This window comes from Saccharomonospora sp. NPDC046836 (assembly GCF_040645195.1).
Lineage (GTDB): Bacteria > Actinomycetota > Actinomycetes > Mycobacteriales > Pseudonocardiaceae > Prauserella_A.
Genome location: NZ_JBEYXW010000006.1, coordinates 80,591 through 100,747 on the forward strand (window position 1 = coordinate 80,591; position 20,157 = coordinate 100,747).

The following is a 20,157-nucleotide window of genomic DNA, read 5'->3' on the forward strand; positions in this document are numbered from 1 at the left end:
GTTGTCGGCCCTCGCCGCTACCGTCGAGGTGTGCAACAAGACGAACTCTTCACGGTGAATCCGGACCTCGCGCCGCCCCCGGAACCCGTGGCCGCGGTGTCGCCGCCGCCCGTGCCGCCGGGGTCGCCGCTGGCCGTGCGGATGCGACCGCGCACGCTCGGCGAGGTCGTCGGCCAGCAGCATCTGCTGGGCGAGGGTGCACCGCTGCGCAGGCTCGTCGAGGGCGCGGCCCCCGCCTCCGTGCTGCTGTACGGGCCACCGGGCACCGGTAAGACCACGCTCGCGAACCTGGTGTCCACCGCGACCGGGCGCCGCTTCGTCGCGTTGTCGGCGCTGTCCGCCGGTGTGAAAGAGGTCCGCGGCGTCATCGAGGAGGCGCGGCGGCGCAGGCGCTACAACGCCGAGAACACCGTGCTGTTCATCGACGAGGTGCACCGCTTCTCCAAGACCCAGCAGGACGCGCTGCTCGGCGCCGTGGAGGACCGCACAGTGCTGCTGGTCGCGGCGACCACCGAGAACCCGTCGTTCTCCGTGGTGTCGCCGTTGCTGTCGCGGTCACTGGTGCTGCAGCTGCGCCCGCTGACCGACGACGACATCCGCGACCTGCTTCAGCGTGCACTCGCCGACGAGCGGGGCCTCGGCGGCGAGTACGAACTCACGGACGAGGCCATGGCACACGTGGTGCGGCTGGCGGCGGGGGATGCCCGGCGCGCGCTCACCGCACTCGAGGCCGCCGCGGACGCGGCCACCGCCACCGCGCAGCGCACCATCGAACTGGCGACCGTCGAGTCCACTGTGGATAAGGCTGCGGTGCGCTACGACCGCGACGGCGACCAGCACTACGACGTGATCAGCGCGTTCATCAAGTCCATCCGCGGTTCCGACGTCGACGCCGCACTCCACTACCTCGCCCGCATGATCGCGGCGGGGGAGGACCCGCGCTTCATCGCACGCAGGCTCGTCGTGCACGCCAGCGAGGACATCGGGATGGCAGATCCGACGGCGTTGCAGGCGGCGGTGGCGGCCGCACACGCGGTGCAGTTCATCGGCATGCCGGAGGGCAGGCTCGCGCTGGCACAAGCCACGGTGCACCTGGCCACCGCACCCAAGTCCAACGCGGTCATCACCGCCATCGACGCGGCGCTGGCCGACGTCCACGCCGGCGGGGTCGGCACCGTGCCGCCACACCTGCGGGACGGGCACTACGCCGGGGCCGCGAAGCTCGGCAACGCGCAGGGCTACCGCTACCCGCACAATGTCGCCGACGGCGTACTGGCCCAGCAGTACCCGCCGGACGAGCTGCTGGGCAGGGACTACTACCAGCCGACCCAGCGTGGCGCCGAGCGCACGCTCGCCGAGCGGGTGCCGAAGCTGCGCCGCACCATCCGGAGTGAGAGGTTGCGCGGATAGGGGCTGTCGTTGCGCAGCAGGCATTCGCCCTATCCGCGTGACCTCATACCTCGCTGAACGGGCACCGCCCGGAGGTGCCGGGCGGGTAGGCAGGAAGGGAGTGTGCACATGGCGGACACACCGACTGTCGCGGTGCTGGGCACCGGGGTGATGGGCTTTCCGATGGCGGGGAAGATGCTGGACGCCGGGCTCACCGTACGGGCCTGGAATCGCACACCTGACAAGGCGCGCCCGCTCGCCCCGCGCGGTGCGATGGTCACGGAGAACCCACGGCAGGCCGTCGAGGGTGCCGACCTGGTGGTCACCATGCTCTCCGACGGCCCCACGGTGCGCGCCACGGTGGAACCCGTGCTGGACGCGTTCGCCCCCGGCGCGGTGTGGCTGCAGATGAGCACCATCGGCGTCGAGTGGACGGCCACGCTCGCCGGGCTCGCCGCCGACGCCGGCGTGAGCTTCGTCGACGCACCCGTCCTCGGCACGAAGGGCGCCGCCGAGCAGGGTGCGCTGGTGGTGCTCGGGTCCGGCCCGGAGGCGCTGCGGGCGCGCTGTGCACCGGTGTTCGACGCGGTCGGGTCGCGCGTGCTCTGGGTCGGCGCCACGGGCGCGGCCAGCAGGCTCAAGCTCGTCGCCAACGCCTGGGTGCTCGCGCTGACCAACGCCACCGCGGAGAGCGTGGCGCTGGCCAGGCAGCTCGGGCTCGATCCGGCTCTGTTCCTGGACGTCATCTCCGGCGGGTCACTCGACGTTGGCTACGCCCACTTCAAGAGCGCGGCGATGATGAGCGGCGAGTACCCGCTCAGCTTCGCGGCCCGGCACGCCGCCAAGGACGCCGGACTGGTACTCGACGCAGCGGGGGAGACCGACCTCGCCGGGGTGCGGGCGGCCTTGGCCCACCTGCGGGCCGTGATCGACGCAGGGCACGGTGACGAGGACATGGCGGTGCTGTACCGCGCAGTCGCGACACAGACAGTGACCGAGCGATAGGGCGGCCCGCTCCGCCGGACGCGCCGCACGGTAGCCTGACCGGCAACTGACGTGGCCATCGATCCTGGAGGAGGGGACGTGTCGGCAGGGCAGATCGCCGCGCTGATCGCCGCGGGCGCCTTCGTGTTGCTGGTGTTGTTCCTGGCGATCGCGTTGATCAAGCTCGGCCGGACGCTGGACGAGGCCACGATCGCCATCCGCAAGGCGCACGAGAACACGGACCCGTTGCTGCACGGTGCCAACGACACCATCACGCACGTGAACACCCAGCTCGAGCGGGTGGACGGCATCACGGCCAACGCGCAGGCCGTCTCCGGCAACGTCGCGGCATTGTCGTCGGTGTTCACCGCGACGCTGGGTGGCCCGCTGGTGAAGACGGCGGCGCTGTCCTACGGCATCAGCAAGGCCGTCCGCGCACGGCGCAAGGGCAAGGTCGCCGACGGGAAGCACTCGCGCAGACGAGGCAGGAAGAGCAACCGATGAAGCGGCTGTTCTGGCTCGGCATGGGCGTCGCCGCCGGCGTCGCGTTGTCCCGCAAGGCCACGGAAACGGCTCGTCAAGCCACTCCCGCAGGGTTAGCCTCGAACGTGGGCGAGGCCGTGCGCGAGCTGGCCGGCGCCATCGGAGCGTTCGGCGCGGAGGTTCGCGCCGGGATGAGCGAGCGGGAGCAGGAGCTGAACGAGATCGTGGAGCAGCGCTCGGGCCTGCAGGGCGGGACCACGCCTGTGCGGCGGTACGTGACCAGCGCCGGCAAGCACGCCGCCGCCGCGCCGCATGCTCGGCGAGCTCCCCGGGCGGAGGGCTGAGCGGCGCCCTTGCCGCGCCTTCCGCCGTCGCAGCCGTCCCCCGAAACCAGGCCGGTGCCCGATCCGGTGGCTGCCGAGCCGCACTTCTTCAAGGAAGACCAGTGGAAACACACGAGATCAACAAGCGGTTCCTGGACTACTTCGAAAAGCACGGGCACACCAAGGTGCCCAGCGCCTCGCTGATCCTGGACGACCCGACGCTGCTGTTCGTCAACGCGGGCATGGTCCAGTTCAAGCCGTACTTCCTCGGTGAGGTCCCGCCGCCGTACCCGCGGGCCACGAGTGTGCAGAAGTGCGTGCGCACCCCGGACATCGACGAGGTCGGCAAGACCACCCGGCACAACACCTTCTTCCAGATGGCCGGGAACTTCTCCTTCGGCGACTACTTCAAAGAAGGCGCGATCGAGTTCGCCTGGGAGCTGATCACCACGCCGCAGAGCGAGGGCGGCTATGGGCTGGACCCGGACCGGCTGTGGGCGACCGTGTACGAGAACGACTCCGAGGCGGCCGGGCTGTGGAGGAAGATCACCGGCCTGCCCGGTGAGCGCATCCAGGCCCGCGACGGCAAGGACAACTACTGGGACATGGGCGTGCCCGGTCCCGGCGGCCCGTGCTCTGAGATCTACTACGACCGTGGCCCGAAATACGGCCGTGAGGGCGGCCCCGCCGCCGACGAGGACCGCTACATCGAGATCTGGAATCTCGTGTTCATGCAGGACATCCGCGGCGACAAGAGCCCGAAGCACGGTCACCCGCCGATCGGCGAACTGCCGAAGAAGAACATCGACACCGGTATGGGCGTCGAGCGGGTCGCGACCATCCTGCAGGGCGTCGAGAACGTCTACGAGACCGACCTGGTCCGTCCGGTGATCGGCCGCGCCGAGGAGTTGTCCGGCCGCCGCTACGGCAACGACCACACCGACGACGTCCGTTTCCGGGTCATCGCCGACCACGCACGCACCGGCGTGCTGCTCATCGGCGACGGCGTCACCCCCGGCAACGACGGTCGCGGCTACGTGCTGCGCCGCCTCTTGCGCCGTATCGTCCGCTCCGCGCGCCTGCTCGGCGTGCACGAGCCGGTGCTGCCCGCCTTCGCCGAGGTCGTCCGCGACACCATGGGCCCGACCTACCCGGAAGTGGTCAACGACTTCGACCGTATCTCGGAGGTCGTGCGTGTCGAGGAGGAGACGTTCCTCGCCACCCTCACCAGCGGCTCCCGGATCTTCGACCTCGCTGCAGAGGAGACCAAGCGTTCCGGCGCCGCGATCCTGGCCGGGGACAAGGCGTTCCAGCTCCACGACACCTACGGCTTCCCGATCGACCTGACCCTTGAGATGGCCGCCGAGCAGGGTTTGTCCGTCGACGAGGACGGCTTCCGCACGCTCATGGAGCAGCAGCGGCAGCGCGCCAAGGCCGACGCCGCCGCGCGCAAGACCGGTCACGGCGACCTTTCGGTCTACCGGCGGGTGCTGGAGCAGCACGGGGAGACCGAGTTCCTCGGTTACACCGACCTGCAGGCCACCGCACGGGTGATCGGGCTGCTCGCCGACGGTGTGCCGGTGCCGGTGGTGCGCGAGGGCCGGCGGGCCGAGCTCATCCTTGACCGCACCCCGTTCTACGCCGAGAGCGGTGGTCAGGTCGCCGACACCGGCGTGCTGATCGGCAACGGCGTCGAGCTCAAGGTCCACGATGTACAGAAGCTCGTTCCCGGGCTGTTCGTGCACCGCGTCGAGGTGCTCCAGGGCGAGGTCGCGCTGGACACCGAGCTGACGGCATCGGTGGACCCCACCCGGCGGGCGTCCATTGCGCGGTCCCACTCCGCCACGCACCTCGTGCACGCGGCGGTGCGGGGTGCCTATGGCAACCGTGCCGCGCAGGCCGGGTCGCTGAACTCGCCGGGCCGGATGCGGTTCGACTTCACCACTCCCGGCTCGGTGTCGTCCGACGTGCTGACCGAGGTCGAGGAAGAGGTCAACGACTACCTGCAGACCGATGTCGAGGTGCAGGCTTACACGACCACCAAGGACAAGGCGCTCGAGGTCGGCGCGATCGCGCTGTTCGGCGAGAAGTACGGCAACGACGTCCGGGTCGTGGACATGGGTGACTACTCGCGTGAGTTGTGCGGTGGTACGCACGTCGAGCGCATCGGCGAGCTCGGGCTGGTGAAGCTCGTGGGCGATGCGTCCATCGGGTCGGGGGTGCACCGCGTGGATGCTCTCGTCGGCACCGATGCGCTGCGCCACGTCCGCAAGGAGCAGCTGCTCGTCTCGCAGCTGGCGAACACTCTGAAGGTGCCGACCGAGCAGCTGCCTGCCCGCATCGACGACGTGCTGTCCCGGCTGCGTTCCGCGGAGAAGGAGATCGAGCAGCTGCGGATCCAGAAGGTGCTCGGCTCGGCGAGCGCGCTGGCCGACAAGGCACAGGACGTGGGCGGTGTCGCGCTGGTCGCCGAGCAGCTCGCCGACGGCATCGACGCGGGCGGTGTGCGCGCCCTCGCGGGCGAGATTCGCAACCGCCTCGGTTCCCGGCCCGGTGTGGTGGCGCTGTTCGCGCCGTCCGACGGCAAGGTCAGCTTCGTCGTGGCCACCACGGCGGCGGCACGGGACAAGGGCCTCGCGGCGGGCAAGCTGGTGCCGGCGTTCGCAGGGCCGGTCGGTGGCCGCGGCGGTGGGAAGCCGGACATGGCCCAGGGCGGCGGAACCAACCCCGCCGGTATCGGGCAGGCCATCGCCGCCCTGCGCGAAGCCGTCGCGGCGGGGTGACCGACATCCGACCTGACCGGCCCGGGGAGCACGATCCCGGTGCCGGCCGCCGGCTTGGCGTCGATGTGGGGTCGGTGCGGGTTGGTGTGGCGTTGACCGATCCCTCACCCATCCTGGCTACCCCTCTGGTTACCCTGTCGCGTGATGTGCAGGACGACAGCGATCTCGACGAACTGGCCCGCCTTGTCACCGAACACGAAGTCGTGGAGGTGATCGTGGGCTTGCCAAGGACGCTTGCCGACCGCCACGGAGCCGCCGCCGAGGCCGCCGCGGACTACGCGAGCAGGCTCGCCGACCGGGTCGCGCCCGTTCCGGTGCGGCTGGCCGATGAACGGCTCACCACCGTCAGCGCGAGCCGGATGTTGTCCCAGCGGGGTGTCCGGGGCCGCAAGCAGCGGGCCGTGGTGGACCAGGCCGCGGCGGTGGAGATCCTGCAGGGCTGGCTCGACGCGCGGGCCGCGGCGATCGCGAGGAAGGGCCGGTCATGACCACGCCCCACGACGGATCCGGTAGACGACCGGGTGCGCGGCAGGCCCGGCGCCCGCTGCCGACCGAACGTCCGCCCCGCCATGCCGCGGAGCCACCGCGCCCTGCACTCGCCGACCAGCCCGGTGCCCGGCGCCGGACAGGGCGAGCCCCACAGGCCGCAGCCGAGCCCGATGGATCCCGGCCAGGGGAGGCTCAGGCGGCGCAGCCGGCCGAACGCAGGCGCCGACCGCCGGCGCGGCGCAGGCGCTCGCCCAACGATGGCGTACCGGCCGACGAGAGCCCTACCGAGATCCTCGACCTCGGCTTCGACTACGACGACCGGCACGATGCCGACGAGGCTGGCGGCGACGACTTCCGCGAGGACGAGGAGCGGTCGGCTTCGGCCCTGCTCGGGGACGCGCACGATGACGAGGACGACGACCCACCCGCCGAACGCACCTCGGCCCGGCGTGGCAAGCGGTTCCTCGGCTGGCTCGCCGCGCTGACGGTGATCGTGCTGCTGGGCGGCGGCGCCTACTACGGAGCCCGCGAACTGCTGGGTTTCGGCTACGAGGACTACGCCGGCGCCGGCGAGCGGGACGTGCTCCTCGAAGTGGAGGAGGGCGACTCGACCAGGGCGATCGCGGGGAAGCTCCGCGATCTCGACGTGGTCGCCAGCTCGGAGGCGTTCGTCAGCGCGAGCGAGGACGACGGCCGCGTGCTCGGCATCCAGCCCGGTTACTACGTGGTGAAGACGAAGATGTCCGGGGCCGACGCGGTCGGTGCGCTCGTCGAGCCGCAGTCGCGGGTCGGTGAGCTGCAGCTGCGTGCGGGTACCCAGCTCGACGACATCAACCAACCCGACGGCAAGGTCACGCCCGGCGTGTTCGCCTTGCTGTCCAACGCTTCCTGTGCCGACCTCAACGGTGAGAGCACCTGCATACCGGTGGAGCGGCTGCGCGAGGTGGCGGAGACCGCCGACCTGGCCGAGCTCGGCGTGCCGGAGTGGGCCATTGCCGATGCGCAGAAGGCCGAGCCCAAGCGCAAGCTGGAGGGCCTGATCGCGCCGGGCGTGTACGACGTGAAGCCCGGCTGGGATGCCCAGCAACTGCTCACCGCGGTGCTGGAGACCTCGACGCTGCGGCTGCAGGCGGCCGGGCTGCCCGATGCCGCGGACGGCACCGGCTTCAGCCCCTATCAGCTGCTGATCATCGCCTCACTCGTCGAGCGCGAAGCGGTACGCCAGGACTTCGAGAAGGTCGCGCGGGTGATCTACAACCGGATCGCCGAACCCATGCGGCTGCAGTTCGACTCGACCGTGAACTATGTGCTCGATCGTCCCGAGGTCCGCACCACGGAAGAGGACCGGCTACGGGCGGGGCCCTACAACACCTACCGCAACCTCGGGTTGCCGCCGACCCCCATCTCGATGCCGAGCCTCGATGCGATCACCGCGGCGGAGCGGCCGGCACAGGGCGCCTGGGTCTACTTCGTCAAGTGTGAGGCCAACGGGTTGTCGTGCTTCGCCGTCACCTATGACGAACATCGCCAGTACGCCAGGGAGGCGCAGGCTCGCGGTGTCTACTGAGGCCCGTCGCGCCGCGGTGCTGGGCAAGCCCGTGGAGCACTCGCTGTCGCCGGTGCTGCACGGTGCCGCCTACCGGGCGCTGGGTCTGCGGGACTGGACTTACGAGCGCATCGAGGTCGACGCCGGCGGCCTGCCCGGCTTCGTCGCCGGTCTCGGCCCCGAGTGGGTGGGGCTGTCGGTGACGATGCCGGGCAAGCGCGCGGCGCTGGAGTTCGCGGCCGAGGTGACGCCGCGCGCCGCCGCGGTCGGCGCCGCGAACACGTTGGTGCGCCTGGATTCCAGCCGCTGGCGCGCGGACTGCACCGATGTGGACGGTGTGGTCGGCGCGCTGCGCGCGGCGGGCGGCTACGCCGGTGGCGGTGAGCTGGGCGTCGTGCTCGGCGCAGGCGGTACGGCAGCGGCGACGGTCGCGGCGTTCGCCGAGCTCGGTCTGCGCCGGGTCCAGCTGATCGTGCGGGAACCCGCGCGGGCGGCGGAGTCCGCGGAGGCGGCCCGTCGTGCCGGGTTGTCCGTCGAGGTACTGCGCTGGTCCGATGTGGACTTCTTGGCCGCGGCTGCCGACGCCGCTGTGCTGGTCAACACCGTTCCCCCGGACGCGGTCACCCCGCACCTGGCCGGGCTGTCGGTGGTGCCATGCGTGCTCGACGTCATCTACCACCCGTGGCCGACCCCGCTCGCCGACGCGGTGGCCGCGCGCGGGGGACGGGTCGCGACCGGGCTGGACATGCTTCTGCACCAGGCATTCGGGCAGGTGGAGCAGTTCACCGGGCTGGCGGCACCGCGCGTGGCCATGCGGGACGCCCTGCGCGAGGCGACGGGCGAGATCCTGCCGCTCCCGCTGGACTGAACGCGAGTCCCCCGCTCCAGCGCGCGAGTCCCCCGCTCAGGCGCGCGAGTTGCCCGCCTAGGCTCGCGAGTTGCCCGCTCCAGCTCGCGAGTCCCCCGCCTAGGCTCGCGAGTTGCCCGCCTAGGCTCGCGAGTTGCCCGCTCCAGCTCGCGAGTTGCCTGCTTTGGCTCCCCGCGGCCGCGAAGGTGACGGCACATCACATCCCGGGAATCTGCGCGCCTGCCATTGTTCACCTTCACCCAGTACGGTGACCGCCGACTGGAGGTACCACTGTGCGCAATTCTCGTGGCTGGAAGCCTGTTCTCATCGCGTCCGTACTGGCGGCGTCCGTCCTGCCCGCCGTGCCGGCCGCGGCGGCACCGCATGTCAAGGAACCGGTGCGGTTCGCCACCTTCAACGCCTCGCTGAACCGCGCGAGCGCGGGGCAGCTGCTGACGGATCTGTCCACACCGGACAACCCGCAGGCGCGCGAGGTGGCCGAGGTGATCCAGCGCAGCCGGCCGGATGTGCTGCTGATCAACGAGTTCGACTACGTTCCCGGCAATGCCGCGGCCGACGCGTTCCGCGAGAACTACCTGCAGATCGGCCAGGAGGGTGCCCAGCCGATCCGCTACCCGTATGCCTACACCGCACCCGTCAACACCGGCGTGCCCACGGGCTTCGATCTCGATCGCAATGGGACGGTGGGCGGCGGCAACGACGCGCACGGTTTCGGGGTGTTCGAGGGCCAGTACGGGATGCTCGTGCTGTCGAAGTACCCGATCGACACCGAGGCGGTCCGCACGTTCCAGCACTTCCTGTGGAAGGACATGCCGGGCGCCCTGCTGCCGGATGACCCGGCGACCCCGGAACCCGCGGACTGGTACTCGCCCGAGGCGCTCGAGGTGCTGCGCCTGTCGTCGAAGTCGCACTGGGACGTGCCGGTCCGCGTCGGCAAGCGCACGGTGCACTTCCTCGTCGCGCACCCCACCCCGCCGACCTTCGACGGTCCCGAGGACCGCAACGGCACCCGCAACCACGACGAGATCCGGTTCTGGGCCGACTACGTCACACCGGGTAAGGGCCGCTACATCTACGACGATGGCGGGCAGCGCGGCGGGCTGAAGCCGGGGGAGCGCTTCGTGATCGCCGGCGACTACAACGCCGACCCGCTGGACGGTGACAGCGTCGCCGGCGCCGCCGGCCAACTGCTGCGCGCGCCCCGGGTGCGCGACACCAAGCCCACGAGCGTGGGCGCCGTCGTCGCTGCGCAGGAGCAGGGTGGTGCCAATGCCCGTCACAAGGGCGACCCGGCGCTGGACACCGCCGACTTCTCCGACACGGAGCCGGGGAACCTGCGCGTTGACTACGTGCTGCCTTCGCGCAACCTGATCCCGCGCGGCGCCTGTGTGTTCTGGCCGGTCCCCGGCACGGAACTGGCCCGGCTCAACGACGCCTCCGACCACCACCTCGTCCACATCGAGGTCGCTGTGCCGTAGGGGCACTAGCCTCGCGGATATGCGTATTGCGATTCTCGACGACTACCAGAACGTCGCGCTCAGCCTCGCGGACTGGGCTTCGCTCGGCGCGGAGATCGAAGTGTTCACCGAGCACATCGCCGACCGCGCGGAGCTGGTCCGCAGGCTGAGCGGGTTCGAGGTGGTGGTCGCAATGCGGGAGCGCACGCCGTTCCCCGCGGACCTGCTCGCCGAGCTCACGGACCTGAAGATGCTGGTCAGCACCGGCCAGCGGAACGCCTCGATCGACGTCGCGGCCGCGAGCGAGCGGGGAATCCTGGTCACCTACACCGGGTACCTGCCGCATCCGACGGCCGAGCACACCTGGGCACTGATCCTTGCCGCCATGCGCAACCTGCCCGTGGAGGAGTGTTCGGTCCGTGAGGGCGGCTGGCAGCGCACGATCGGCCGCAGCCTCGCAGGGGCGACACTGGGCATCATCGGTCTCGGCAGGCTCGGCTCCCGGGTGGCCAGGATCGGCCAGGCGTTCGGTATGCGAACCATCGCGTGGAGCCAGAACCTGACGCCGGAGAAGGCGGCCGAGCACGACGTGACCGCCGTGTCGAAGGTCGACCTGCTCCGCGAGTCGGACGTCGTCACCATCCACCTGGTGCTCAGCCGCCGCACCCGTGGGCTGATCGGCGCCGCCGAGCTCGCCGCGATGAGGCCCCAGGCGTGGCTGGTCAACACCTCCCGCGGGCCGATCCTGCAGGAGGCCGCACTGCTGGAGGCGTTGCGGGAGCGGTGGATCGGCGGTGCCGCGCTCGACGTGTACGACCAGGAGCCGCCGCCTGCCGACCATCCATTGCGGACAATGCCGAACACTGTCCTCACGCCACACCTCGGCTACGTCACACGCGATGTGTACGAGGTCTTCTACGGCGACGCGGTGGCCAACATCGCCGCCTACCAGGCAGGCGAGCCCATCCGGGTCATGCGGCCCTAGACTCGGTTCGCTACTCGAACTGCTCCAGCCGGATCCGTTCCCTTGCGACACCGGCGCCGCGCAACTGCCGGTACCAGTTCTCGGTGAAGCGCGGGCTGCCACACACGGAGAACGTCGCCGTCGCGCGCAACCTCTCGGGCACGGCGTCCGCGGTGAGCCGGCCATCGGCCGCACTCACCACCGGCCGGTAGCGCTGACCCAGCGTCGCTGCCAGGTCGTGGTCGTAGATCAGTTCCGCCGGATCGCGCACCAGGTGGTAGAGCCAGGTCCGCTCAGGATCGGTGTGCAGGGCCTGGTGTGCGAAGGCAGTGATGCCGATACCGCCTGCGATGAACACCGCCTCGTGCCCCGAGTCCGCGGCATTGTCCGGGAAAGCGCCGTACGGGCCGTCGAGGTAGACGTCCACAATGGAGCCTGGTTCGAGAGTGCCGAGGGTGCGTGTGAAGCGCCCCGCTTCGCCCACCGCGAAGTGGACGGCGCCGGTGTCTGCTGTGGACACCACACTGAACGGATGCCCGCGCCGCCACCGGCTGGCACGCACGAAGAAGAACTCCCCTGGCCGCGCGGGCAGCGGCAGCTGCCCCGGCGTGGCAGTGCAGAACGCGATGCGCGAGCCGGCGCGCCGGTGCATGGTGAGCGTATAGGGCCTGGCGAGCAACGGACTGGCCAGCCGGAGCGCCAGCGCGCCCGCGAGTCCCACGGTGAGCAGCCACCAGTACGCGAGCAGCGCGGTGTTGCCCGCGAGCACGCCGGTGGCTCCGTGGGCGTGGATGAACACCAGCATCGTGATCGGGTAGGTGAGGTAGTGCAGGTAGCGCCACCACCGGTAGCTCAGCGCGTACCGCGCGAGGGTGCTCGACAACCAGACCAGCAGGAACAGCAGGAACGCGATGCGGCCGAGCGAGACGAAACGGCCCTCGACCCAGGTGAAGTCGAGAGTCCAGAGGTAGGGCCAGTCCTGATGTTCGGCCAGCCGCCACAGCAACGGGTGCAGCAGAACCGCCATCGCCCCGGTCACACCGAGCCACGTGTGCAACCGCACCACTGCGGCGCGGTCCGCCGTCAGGTACCGGGTGAGCTGCCGGATGCCCAGCACCGTCTGCCACCACAACAGCAGCCCACCAAGCAACCCCAGCACCGCGGCCACCGGGACCAGGGGCGGTGTGCCGTCGTCCGCGGAGAACAGCGGGACGAGCATCGGCAGTGCGGACACCGCGATCGTGACCCGCAGCACGCGGACGCTCCCCACGCGGGTGCGCCGCGGGACCGTCCCGGTGGGCGCCACTGCCATCAGGATCCTCTGGTGTACTCGGTCACCATGTCCGTGGTGAGCGGCTCGCCCGGCAGGAAGGAGACCCGCACGCCGGAGATCATCCGGTCCTCGGGCTGATCGTTGCGGACCTCCTCGGCCGTCACCTCGGACGCCTCGGTGCCGACGGTGAACGACGCCGAGAACTCCACCATCCGCTCCCACTCGACGTTGCCCTCGATGCGCACCCGGTAGGTCCCGGACGGCACCGGTGCGCCCTGCGCGTCCAGACCGTTCCAGTAGATGACCTGGTCACCGGTACCGGGGACCGGCCGCACCACGGCCTCGATCTGTGCCTGTGTGGCCTCCGCCCAGTTCGCCTTCCCCCGCCACGTGGGAATCCCCATCGGGCGCCGCGTGTACCCGCCGTGCCCGATCCAGCTGGTCGCGAAGACGGAGGCGACGTAGTCGCCCGCCTCGTCCTCGATCCAGATGGCGTACTGGTTGCTGGCGGAGCGACCTTGCCGCTCGTAGTGGTAGTCGATCCGCAGCAGGCCGAGCGCCGCGGAGGCCTGCACGGAGCCGGGATCCGGCGCGGGGGTGCCCTGGGTCAGTGCGCTGGCTGGTGGCGGCGCGCTGTCCGCCTCGGCCAGAACCTGCGTGAGACCGGCCGCGCCGACCACACCGGTCAGTACGACGGCCGGCAGCACGATACGCACCGTGGTGGCTCTCACGAGCGGCTCCTCACGAATCCGTCGACGGCAGATTGTCCGAGCGGTGCCAGCGACCGGAGCGGTCCAGCAGCGCCCACTCCGCACCGGGAACCAGATCAGCAACGAACCGCCCCGCCTGCTCGATGCCGAGCAGCACACAGCATTTCGCAGCGACCTCGCATGCGATCGGGTCTTGCGCCAGTACCGTGGCCTGCACGCAGTCGGTGTCCGTGGACATTGCGGTGCGGGGATCGATGAGGTGGTGCCGGGCCACGCCACCCGCATTCCAGGTTCGCCGCATGGTGCTGCTGGTCGCGGCCGCAGTGTCGTGGACGTGGACCCGTAACGGCCCGTCCCCGATGCCGATCGTCCACGCCTGTTCTGACGACCAGCACACGAGATCGCCGCCGATGTTGACCAGCCCGCGCACGGTGCGCTGCCGGGCACGTACCCTCGCGGCCGCCCAGCCCTTGGCGAATCCGCCGAGATCGAGCTCCACTCCCGGCGGCAGCTCGACGGTGCGGTCGTCCGGGTCGATACGGACCTCGCCACCACGCGCGGCCGGCGCTGGCGTGGGCGCGTCGTGCCCACCGAGCAGCTCGTACGACCGGTCATAGCCCAGCCGCCGTAGCTCAGCACCGAGAAACGGGCTGACCAGGCCGTCCGTGCAGGCCATCCACCGGCAGGCGGCCAGCAGGACGTCCAGCAGCAGTGGGCTCACCCGGGCGGTCCGCGCCTGGTTCAACCTCGACAGTTCGCTGCCGGGATCGAAGCGGCTCAACGTCGACTCGACGGTCCTCAGCCACCCGAACTCCTCGGCGGGCGCGGCGAGTCCGGCCAGCGACACCTCGGTGCCGAAGATGTGATCACGGTATGCGCGCATGCTGCCTCTCCAGGCTGCAGGAAGACCGCCAGGTCAGGGATGCGCGTCGATGCGACGCAGCCACTATCGCGGGGCGCCGGTGAACCATTGGTGAAATTGCCAAATTCAGCGGGCACGTGGCACGGTTTTTCGCCGCCGGGCAGGATCGAGGCCATGGAGCCCACTGTGCCCCGGAGCGTGTTCGACTCCGCCTACGAAACCCGGTCCGCGCCGTGGATCATCGGTGAACCTCAGCCGGCGATCGTCGAGTTGGAGCACGCGGGCTGGATTCGCGGTTCGGTACTGGATCCGGGCACCGGTCTGGGCGAGCACACGATCTACCTGGCACGGCGCGGCTACGACGTCGAGGGCGTCGACTTCTCCGCGCCCGCCGTCGCGCAGGCACGTGCCAATGCCGCCGCACAGGGTGTCGAGGCCCGGTTCGAGGTCGCCGACGCGCTGCGGCTCGGATCCGAGCCGCGTTACGACACGGTCGTCGACTCCGCGCTGTTCCACGTGTTCGGCCCCGGCGACAGGGCGGCGTACACCCGCAGCCTGCATGCGGTGTGCCGTCCGGGTGCGCGGGTCTTCGTGCTGGCGCTGTCCGACGCGGAGCCGGGCATCGGCCCGCGCATCAGCGACACGGTCATCCGCGACGCCTTCGCCGACGGCTGGGTGCTGGAAAGCCTCAAGCCGAGCCGGTACCGCGTGCTCATCGGCGCGGACGACGCGCCGCGTCTCGGCCTGCCGGCCGGTGAGCATGCCGACATGGCCGCCTGGCTGGCCAGGGTACGGCGGGAACCGTGACAGTCGGCTGATCAGTCGAGGCAGAACTCGTTGCCCTCGGGGTCGGCCAGCACGAGGTGACCGGCGCCGAGCGGGGGAGCGGGCTCGTGGCGCCGGAGCCGAGTGGCGCCATGGGCGACGAGCCGCTCGGCCTCCGCCTCCAGTGCCGCCATCCGCGCGTCGCCCTCGAGCCCGGGGGCCGCTCGCACGTCGAGGTGCACGCGGTTCTTGGCCTGCTTGCCCTCCGGCACTCGCTGGAAGAACAGCCGCGGCCCGGAACCCTCGGGGTCGACCACTGCCGAGGCGTCGTTGCGGCTCTCGGGCGGCACGCCCATCGCCTCCAGGGCCTGCTCCCACGACTCGAAGCCCTTCGGCGGGTCCTGCAGCCGGTAGCCGAGGGCCTCGGCCCAGAACGCGGCCAGCCCGGCCGGGTCGGCGCAGTCGAAGGTGACCTGGACGTCGCGGGCCATCTCAGCTCGCCTCCTGGTGTGTGTGCAGGTAGAGGTCGCGCAGCAGGCATACCTCGGCCAGATGGTGGATCAGTTCGCGGTTGATGTGCAGCACCAGCGCTGCCAGAGGATATTCGGCTAACGGTCCCTCCGCCTGTCCGCACGGGCGGGCGAGGCCGGCCTCGCCGAGGGACTCGACCCCGGCCAGCCACGTGGCGTACTCCGCGTCGAGCTGGGCCAGCGCCTCGGCCGCGGTCGCCCCGTAGGAGAACGACTGGTAGTCGGTGGACGCGCGGCCGAAGTGCGCGGCGTTGCGCATTGCGAGCACGCCGACGATCACGTGCCCGAGCCTCCAGGCAATCGTCGTGAACGGTGGTGGGTCGGGTACCGGGCTGGCGAAGTCGATGGTCATCGCGCCGGACCCGGCCTGCACTGGTGCGATGCCGGTGCCGCGGGGGCGCACGCTCCAGCAGCCGGGCGCCGGCTCCCAGAAGTACTCGTCATCGGTGAGCCCGTGGAGGCGGTCGCGCAGCTGGTTGGTCCAATGCCAGGCGAGCTGGTCTCGGAGCAGAGCGTTCCAGGACGGGGCGGTCATGGTCGTAGCTTCGCGCAGATAGCGGACAGGATCGTTCCGTGATCTGTGGAACGATGAGCCCGTGAGCGTCGAGGCGACGACCGAGCGGGTGCTGCGGTTGCTGGCGTTGCTGCAGCGGCGGGCGTCCTGGACCGGTGCTGAGCTCGCCGCCGAGCTGGGCGTCACCGACCGCTCGGTGCGCCGCGACGTGGAACGGCTTCGAGCGCTCGGCTACCCCGTGCACGCGACGGCGGGTGTCGGCGGCGGCTACCAGCTCGGCGCGGGCACCCGGCTGCCGCCGCTGCCCCTCGACGACGCGGAGGCGATCGCGACGGCGGTGTCCCTGCGGTTGGCGGCGGGCGGCACGGTCGCCGGTGCGGGTGAGGCGGCACTGCGGGCGCTCGCGAAGCTCGACCAGGTGATGCCGCCCCGGCTGCGCGCCGAGGTGCGGGCGGTGCACGGCGCTACCGAGACCCTTTTCGGTCCCGGAACCGAGATCGACCCGGAGCTGCTGGTCACGCTCGCGCGCGCCTGTCGCGACGCCGTGCGCGTGCGGTTCCGGTACGCCGGACGCGACGGCGCCGACCGCGAGCGCACGGTCGAGCCGGTGCGGATGGTCGCCACCAGCCGCCGTTGGTACCTGATGGCCTGGGACGTCGACCGCGACGACTGGCGCACCTTCCGCCTGGACCGGATGCGTGAGGTGGTGGCGACGACCTGGCGCTTCCGGGCGAGAGCGCATCCGGACCCGGTCGCCTATGTGCAGCGGTCGGTCGCCGAGGCGCCGTACCGGTATCTCGCCAGGGTGCGGGTGCATGCCCGGCCCGAGCGGGTTCGGGAGCTGGTGCCGCCCCAGGTGGGGCGCGTCGAGGACGATCGCGACGGGTGGTGCGTGCTCGTCGTCGGTGGGGACGACCTGGACTGGCTCGCCATGCACGTGGCCCGGCTCGGCTTCGAGGCGGAGGTGCTGGAGCCACCGGAGCTGCGGGAGGCCGCCGCCCAGCTCGCCCGTCGGGTCGCGGCGATGGCCGGGACCCGGGCGAGCTAGGTCGTTGCCAGCTCCGCCAGCACGGCGTCGGTGAAGGCAGGCCACACCTCGGCGGCCCAGGGACCGAAGTTCCGGTCGGTCAGCGCGACACACGCGGCGCGAGCGTCCGGATCGACCCACAGGAACGTGCCCGACTGTCCGAAGTGTCCGAACGTGCGCGGAGAGCTGTTCTTGCCTGTCCAGTGTGGACTCTTGTGGTCGCGCAGTTCGAAACCGAGGCCCCAGTCGTTGGGCCGCTGGTGGCCGAAGCCCGGCAGAACACCGTCCAGTCCAGGGAAGACGACCTGCGTCGCCTGTGCCAGCGTCTCCGGTGCGATCAGCTTCGGCTGCTGCAACTCGGCGGCGAACAGCACGAGGTCATCCACAGTGGACTCCCCGCCCGCGCCGGGCGAGCCGGTGAGCCGCGTGTGAGTCATGGTCAGCGGCTGGAACAGCGCCTCGTCCTGGTAAGCGGCGAACGGGATGCCGGAATGCTCGGCGAGTGCGTCGCCGAGCTGCTCGAAACCGGCGTTGGAGTACATCCGGCGCCGACCGGGTGGCGCGAGCACCTTGTGCTCGCTGAAGCTCAGACCGGCGGCGTGCGCGAGCAGGTGCCGGATCGTCGCGCCGGGCGGGCCCGCGGGAGTGTCCAGCTCGACGACACCCTCCTCGATCGCGATCAGCGCGGTGTAGGCGGTCAGCGGCTTCGTCACCGAGGCCAGCCGGAACACCCGGTCCGTTTCACCGTGCCGCCCGAGAACCGTGCCGTCAGTCGCCACCACTGCCGCCGCGGCGTTGTGCACCGGCCACTGCTCGATCAACCGCATGCTGTCCATGAACCCACCCTACGAAGACAGGCACCCTTGGCGGACAGGCACCGCCCGTCAGCGCGGCATGCCCTTGTCGAGCAGGTCGATCACCTCGTCGTCGGTGACCTGTGCGAAGTCCGCGTACCACTGGCCGACCGCGCGGAACTCGGCCGGCTGCGCCGCGCAGAGCACCTCGTCGGCCTCGGTGCGGACCCGGGCGACCGCGGGCATCGCACACACAGGCGAGGCGAACACCAGCCGCCGCGGACCCTCGGCGCGCAGCGCCCGCAGCGCCGCCGTCGCGGTGACACCGGTGGCGAGCCCATCGTCGATGAGGAGCACATCGCGCCCCTCGATGCGTTCGGGCTCGCGCCCGCGCTGGTAGCGCTCAACGCGGCGCTGGGCCTCCGTCCGCTCCTGTGCGCAGACGTCGTGCAGATCCGTGGGCGTGAGCCCGAGCAGGTGCATGCTGTGCTCGTCGTAGATCGCCGGCCCGTGGGCCGTCACCGCGCCGATGCCGAACTCCGGATAGCCGGGCGCGCCGATCTTGCGCGCAACCGCCACATCCAGCGGTGCGTTGAGCTCGACGGCGACCTCCGCAGCGACCGCCATGCCGCCGCGCGCGAGCCCGAGCACCAAAGGTTCCACCCAGTCGCGCTCGCGCAGGAGCTCGGCCAGCGTCCGGCCCGCGTCGCTGCGGTCGGTGAAGACGCTGGGAGGGGTGAGGGGCCTGCGCATCAGCCGGGTTCACCTCGCCGCTTGCGGTGGATCACCCACCCGAGGTCGATCAGCATGACCACACCCAGCACGCACAGCACCACCGTGGCCCAGACGATGCCGTTCACGGCGAACAGCACCGCGGCGCCCGCGCAGAGCACCACCGCGAACGCGGCCAGGATGATCCGCAGCGTCAGTGCGCTGTAGGACGGCGCCGCACCGCCGTACCCGCCGGTCGGGTCGTGGTAGTCGGGTAGACCGCGTGCGTACTCCTCCCGCGTGCGAGGCCGTTGCCGCCGTTGCTCCATGACCGCGGAGTACCCAGTCGCCGGGCGGTTACCCGTCGGTCTCGGTGTCCTCCTCGCGCCCGGGGGTGCGCAGGTTCCACCTCGTGATGACCCACCGGAACAGCAGGTAGTAGACGAGCGCGTAGACCAGGCCGATCGGGATCAGCAGCCACGCCTTGCTGGCCGCCGGAGCACCGGCGTTGAGCACGAAGTCGATCGCCCCTGCCGAGAAGGAGAACCCGAGGTGGATGTCCAGCGCGTTCGCCAGGGCCAGGGACAGTCCGGTGAGCACGGCGTGGACCAGATACAGCGGCCAGGCCACGAACATGAACGCGAACTCGATGGGCTCGGTGACGCCGGTGAGGAACGAGGTCAGCGCCGCCGACACCATGATGCCGCCGACGACCTTCTTCTGTCCCGGCCGCGCGGTCTGCCAGATCGCGAGCGCCGCAGCGGGCAGCGCGAACATGAAGATCGGGAAGAAGCCGGTCATGAAGGCACCGGCATTCGGGTCGCCCGCGAAGAAGTTGTTGATGTCGCCGCCGTCGAAGATCAGCCACACCGGGACGTTGAGCAGCTGGTGCAGGCCGAGTGGGATCAGGAGCCGGTTGAGCAGGCCGTACACGCCGCCACCGACAACGGCGTCGCTGGTCACCGCCTCGCCAAGGTGCTGCATCCCGGCGTCGATGACGGGGAAGATCAGCCCGAACACCACACCGAGCAGGAGCAGCACGACCGAGTTGATGATCGGCACGAACCGGCGCCCGCCGAAGAAAGCCAGGTACGGCGGGAGCTTGATGCGGTGGAAGCGTTGCCACAGCACGGCGGTCACGAGACCGACCACCACGCCGGACAGCACGCTGTAGGGCCACCTGACCGGTTGCAGGTACCAGCTCTCGGAGAACCCTTCGATGTCCTCGATGGGAGCGAAGACCTGCACGACCCTGCTGAACACGATGAAGCCGACGACCGCGGCGACGCCGGTGGAGCCGTCACCCTTGCGGGCGAAACCGACAGCGATGCCGACCGCGAACAGTAACGGCAACCAGTCGAAGAGCCCGCCACCGGCGGCGGCGAGCACTTGGGCGACACCTTCGGTGGCAGACCATCTGCCGAGCATGTCGTCCTGACCGAGCCGGAGCAGCAGCCCCGCCGCGGGCAGGGTGGCGATCGGCAGCATCAGGCTGCGGCCGAAGCGCTGCAGCCCGGCGAGTCTCCTGCCCTTGTCCTGTGCTTCCGCCGCCGTCGTTGCGCTCATGGGGTCCTCCATGTTCGGTGCGGGATGCGCTGGTCTGTGGTCGCTCGCGTCAGCAGGCCGGGGTTGGTACGTTGCGGTCTAGACCATTTATTGATGGGGCAGAATGCTCCGTTACCCGA

Annotated in this window: 21 protein-coding genes; 12 read left to right on the forward strand and 9 right to left on the reverse strand. The window is 70.7% G+C overall.

Translation table 11 applies throughout. The annotated features are described in order from the left end of the window. Positions 1-30 precede the first annotated feature (30 nt). The 10 genes from ABZ863_RS10240 (at position 31) to ABZ863_RS10285 (ending at position 11,307) form a co-directional block, all read left to right on the forward strand. Entirely contained in the window at positions 31-1,410 is a 1,380-nt protein-coding gene (locus ABZ863_RS10240) for a replication-associated recombination protein A (RefSeq protein ID WP_358533417.1), read from the forward strand. Positions 1,411-1,518: 108 nt separating this feature from the next. Next, positions 1,519-2,394 carry an NAD(P)-dependent oxidoreductase gene (locus ABZ863_RS10245; RefSeq protein WP_358533420.1) on the forward strand — a complete coding sequence of 292 codons (876 nt, stop codon included), beginning with the start codon at positions 1,519-1,521 and terminating at the stop codon, positions 2,392-2,394. A gap of 78 nt (positions 2,395-2,472) precedes the next feature. Continuing rightward, positions 2,473-2,877: a DUF948 domain-containing protein gene (locus ABZ863_RS10250; protein WP_358533423.1), complete on the forward strand. Its 405-nt coding sequence runs from the start codon at positions 2,473-2,475 to the stop codon at positions 2,875-2,877. Beyond that, entirely contained in the window at positions 2,874-3,200 is a 327-nt protein-coding gene (locus ABZ863_RS10255) for a hypothetical protein (RefSeq protein WP_358533426.1), read from the forward strand. Before ABZ863_RS10250 ends, ABZ863_RS10255 begins: the two co-directional genes overlap by 4 nt. A gap of 101 nt (positions 3,201-3,301) precedes the next feature. Further along, positions 3,302-5,962, forward strand: coding sequence for an alanine--tRNA ligase (alaS, locus tag ABZ863_RS10260; RefSeq protein ID WP_358533429.1), 2,661 nt, complete (start codon positions 3,302-3,304; stop codon positions 5,960-5,962). Beyond that, positions 5,959-6,450 carry a Holliday junction resolvase RuvX gene (ruvX, locus tag ABZ863_RS10265; protein ID WP_358533432.1) on the forward strand — a complete coding sequence of 164 codons (492 nt, stop codon included), beginning with the start codon at positions 5,959-5,961 and terminating at the stop codon, positions 6,448-6,450. The genes alaS and ruvX overlap by 4 nt, the downstream gene beginning before the upstream one ends. Next, on the forward strand, positions 6,447-8,018 hold the full coding sequence (mltG, locus tag ABZ863_RS10270; protein ID WP_358533435.1) for an endolytic transglycosylase MltG: 1,572 nt from the start codon (positions 6,447-6,449) through the stop codon (positions 8,016-8,018). The genes ruvX and mltG overlap by 4 nt, the downstream gene beginning before the upstream one ends. Continuing rightward, positions 7,966-8,865 carry a shikimate dehydrogenase gene (locus ABZ863_RS10275; protein WP_358533438.1) on the forward strand — a complete coding sequence of 300 codons (900 nt, stop codon included), beginning with the start codon at positions 7,966-7,968 and terminating at the stop codon, positions 8,863-8,865. Before mltG ends, ABZ863_RS10275 begins: the two co-directional genes overlap by 53 nt. A gap of 272 nt (positions 8,866-9,137) precedes the next feature. Further along, complete coding sequence (locus ABZ863_RS10280; RefSeq protein WP_358533441.1) at positions 9,138-10,343, forward strand: endonuclease/exonuclease/phosphatase family protein; 1,206 nt, start codon at positions 9,138-9,140, stop codon at positions 10,341-10,343. Between the two features lie 19 nt (positions 10,344-10,362). After that, positions 10,363-11,307 (forward strand): D-2-hydroxyacid dehydrogenase family protein, encoded by a 945-nt coding sequence (locus ABZ863_RS10285; RefSeq protein ID WP_358533444.1) that lies wholly within the window; start codon positions 10,363-10,365, stop codon positions 11,305-11,307. 10 nt (positions 11,308-11,317) lie between these two features. On the opposite strand, the gene ABZ863_RS10290 is transcribed toward ABZ863_RS10285, so the two are convergent. Genes ABZ863_RS10290 through ABZ863_RS10300 form a run of 3 tightly spaced genes read right to left on the reverse strand, consistent with a single transcriptional unit; the run spans position 11,318 to position 14,152 of the window. Further along, positions 11,318-12,598, reverse strand: coding sequence for a ferredoxin reductase family protein (locus tag ABZ863_RS10290; RefSeq protein WP_358533447.1), 1,281 nt, complete (start codon positions 12,596-12,598; stop codon positions 11,318-11,320). Continuing rightward, positions 12,598-13,290, reverse strand: a complete 693-nt coding sequence (locus ABZ863_RS10295; protein ID WP_358533449.1) for a DUF2271 domain-containing protein — start codon at positions 13,288-13,290, stop codon at positions 12,598-12,600. Before ABZ863_RS10295 ends, ABZ863_RS10290 begins: the two co-directional genes overlap by 1 nt. A gap of 10 nt (positions 13,291-13,300) precedes the next feature. Beyond that, complete coding sequence (locus tag ABZ863_RS10300; RefSeq protein WP_358533452.1) at positions 13,301-14,152, reverse strand: FAD:protein FMN transferase; 852 nt, start codon at positions 14,150-14,152, stop codon at positions 13,301-13,303. A gap of 153 nt (positions 14,153-14,305) precedes the next feature. Between ABZ863_RS10300 and ABZ863_RS10305 the strand changes: the two genes are divergently transcribed. Continuing rightward, the gene (locus ABZ863_RS10305; RefSeq protein ID WP_358533455.1) at positions 14,306-14,938 is read left to right on the forward strand and encodes a class I SAM-dependent methyltransferase; all 633 of its coding nucleotides are present in this window, start codon (positions 14,306-14,308) and stop codon (positions 14,936-14,938) included. A gap of 11 nt (positions 14,939-14,949) precedes the next feature. On the opposite strand, the gene ABZ863_RS10310 is transcribed toward ABZ863_RS10305, so the two are convergent. Further along, a complete protein-coding gene (locus ABZ863_RS10310; protein ID WP_358533458.1) occupies positions 14,950-15,387 on the reverse strand; it encodes a VOC family protein in 438 nt (145 codons plus the stop codon). 1 nt (position 15,388) lies between these two features. Further along, positions 15,389-15,961, reverse strand: coding sequence for a DinB family protein (locus ABZ863_RS10315; protein ID WP_358533460.1), 573 nt, complete (start codon positions 15,959-15,961; stop codon positions 15,389-15,391). Between the two features lie 61 nt (positions 15,962-16,022). Here ABZ863_RS10315 and ABZ863_RS10320 point away from each other — a divergent pair, with 61 nt between their 5' ends. After that, positions 16,023-16,988, forward strand: a complete 966-nt coding sequence (locus tag ABZ863_RS10320; RefSeq protein WP_358533461.1) for a YafY family protein — start codon at positions 16,023-16,025, stop codon at positions 16,986-16,988. Here the strand turns inward: ABZ863_RS10320 and ABZ863_RS10325 are convergent. Genes ABZ863_RS10325 through ABZ863_RS10340 form a run of 4 tightly spaced genes read right to left on the reverse strand, consistent with a single transcriptional unit; the run spans position 16,985 to position 20,038 of the window. Next, on the reverse strand, positions 16,985-17,803 hold the full coding sequence (locus ABZ863_RS10325; protein WP_358533463.1) for a serine hydrolase domain-containing protein: 819 nt from the start codon (positions 17,801-17,803) through the stop codon (positions 16,985-16,987). The genes ABZ863_RS10320 and ABZ863_RS10325 overlap by 4 nt on opposite strands. A gap of 48 nt (positions 17,804-17,851) precedes the next feature. Beyond that, positions 17,852-18,514, reverse strand: a complete 663-nt coding sequence (locus ABZ863_RS10330) for a phosphoribosyltransferase family protein (protein WP_358533465.1) — start codon at positions 18,512-18,514, stop codon at positions 17,852-17,854. Further along, positions 18,514-18,801 (reverse strand): DUF6343 family protein, encoded by a 288-nt coding sequence (locus tag ABZ863_RS10335; RefSeq protein WP_358533467.1) that lies wholly within the window; start codon positions 18,799-18,801, stop codon positions 18,514-18,516. The genes ABZ863_RS10330 and ABZ863_RS10335 overlap by 1 nt, the downstream gene beginning before the upstream one ends. Positions 18,802-18,829: 28 nt before the next feature. Then, the gene (locus tag ABZ863_RS10340) at positions 18,830-20,038 is read right to left on the reverse strand and encodes a PTS transporter subunit EIIC (protein ID WP_358533469.1); all 1,209 of its coding nucleotides are present in this window, start codon (positions 20,036-20,038) and stop codon (positions 18,830-18,832) included. Positions 20,039-20,157 lie beyond the last annotated feature (119 nt).

Coding starts and splice junctions, on each gene's coding strand:
- ABZ863_RS10245 (WP_358533420.1), top strand. CDS start 1,519: ATGGCGGACACACCGACTGTCGCGGTGCTGGGCACCGGGGTGATGGGC.
- ABZ863_RS10255 (WP_358533426.1), top strand. CDS start 2,874: ATGAAGCGGCTGTTCTGGCTCGGCATGGGCGTCGCCGCCGGCGTCGCG.
- mltG (WP_358533435.1), top strand. CDS start 6,447: ATGACCACGCCCCACGACGGATCCGGTAGACGACCGGGTGCGCGGCAG.
- ABZ863_RS10275 (WP_358533438.1), top strand. CDS start 7,966: ATGACGAACATCGCCAGTACGCCAGGGAGGCGCAGGCTCGCGGTGTCT.
- ABZ863_RS10285 (WP_358533444.1), top strand. CDS start 10,363: ATGCGTATTGCGATTCTCGACGACTACCAGAACGTCGCGCTCAGCCTC.
- ABZ863_RS10290 (WP_358533447.1), bottom strand. CDS start 12,598: ATGGCAGTGGCGCCCACCGGGACGGTCCCGCGGCGCACCCGCGTGGGG.
- ABZ863_RS10300 (WP_358533452.1), bottom strand. CDS start 14,152: ATGCGCGCATACCGTGATCACATCTTCGGCACCGAGGTGTCGCTGGCC.
- ABZ863_RS10305 (WP_358533455.1), top strand. CDS start 14,306: ATGGAGCCCACTGTGCCCCGGAGCGTGTTCGACTCCGCCTACGAAACC.
- ABZ863_RS10310 (WP_358533458.1), bottom strand. CDS start 15,387: ATGGCCCGCGACGTCCAGGTCACCTTCGACTGCGCCGACCCGGCCGGG.
- ABZ863_RS10315 (WP_358533460.1), bottom strand. CDS start 15,961: ATGACCGCCCCGTCCTGGAACGCTCTGCTCCGAGACCAGCTCGCCTGG.
- ABZ863_RS10325 (WP_358533463.1), bottom strand. CDS start 17,803: ATGGACAGCATGCGGTTGATCGAGCAGTGGCCGGTGCACAACGCCGCG.
- ABZ863_RS10330 (WP_358533465.1), bottom strand. CDS start 18,514: ATGCGCAGGCCCCTCACCCCTCCCAGCGTCTTCACCGACCGCAGCGAC.
- ABZ863_RS10335 (WP_358533467.1), bottom strand. CDS start 18,801: ATGGAGCAACGGCGGCAACGGCCTCGCACGCGGGAGGAGTACGCACGC.
- ABZ863_RS10340 (WP_358533469.1), bottom strand. CDS start 20,038: ATGAGCGCAACGACGGCGGCGGAAGCACAGGACAAGGGCAGGAGACTC.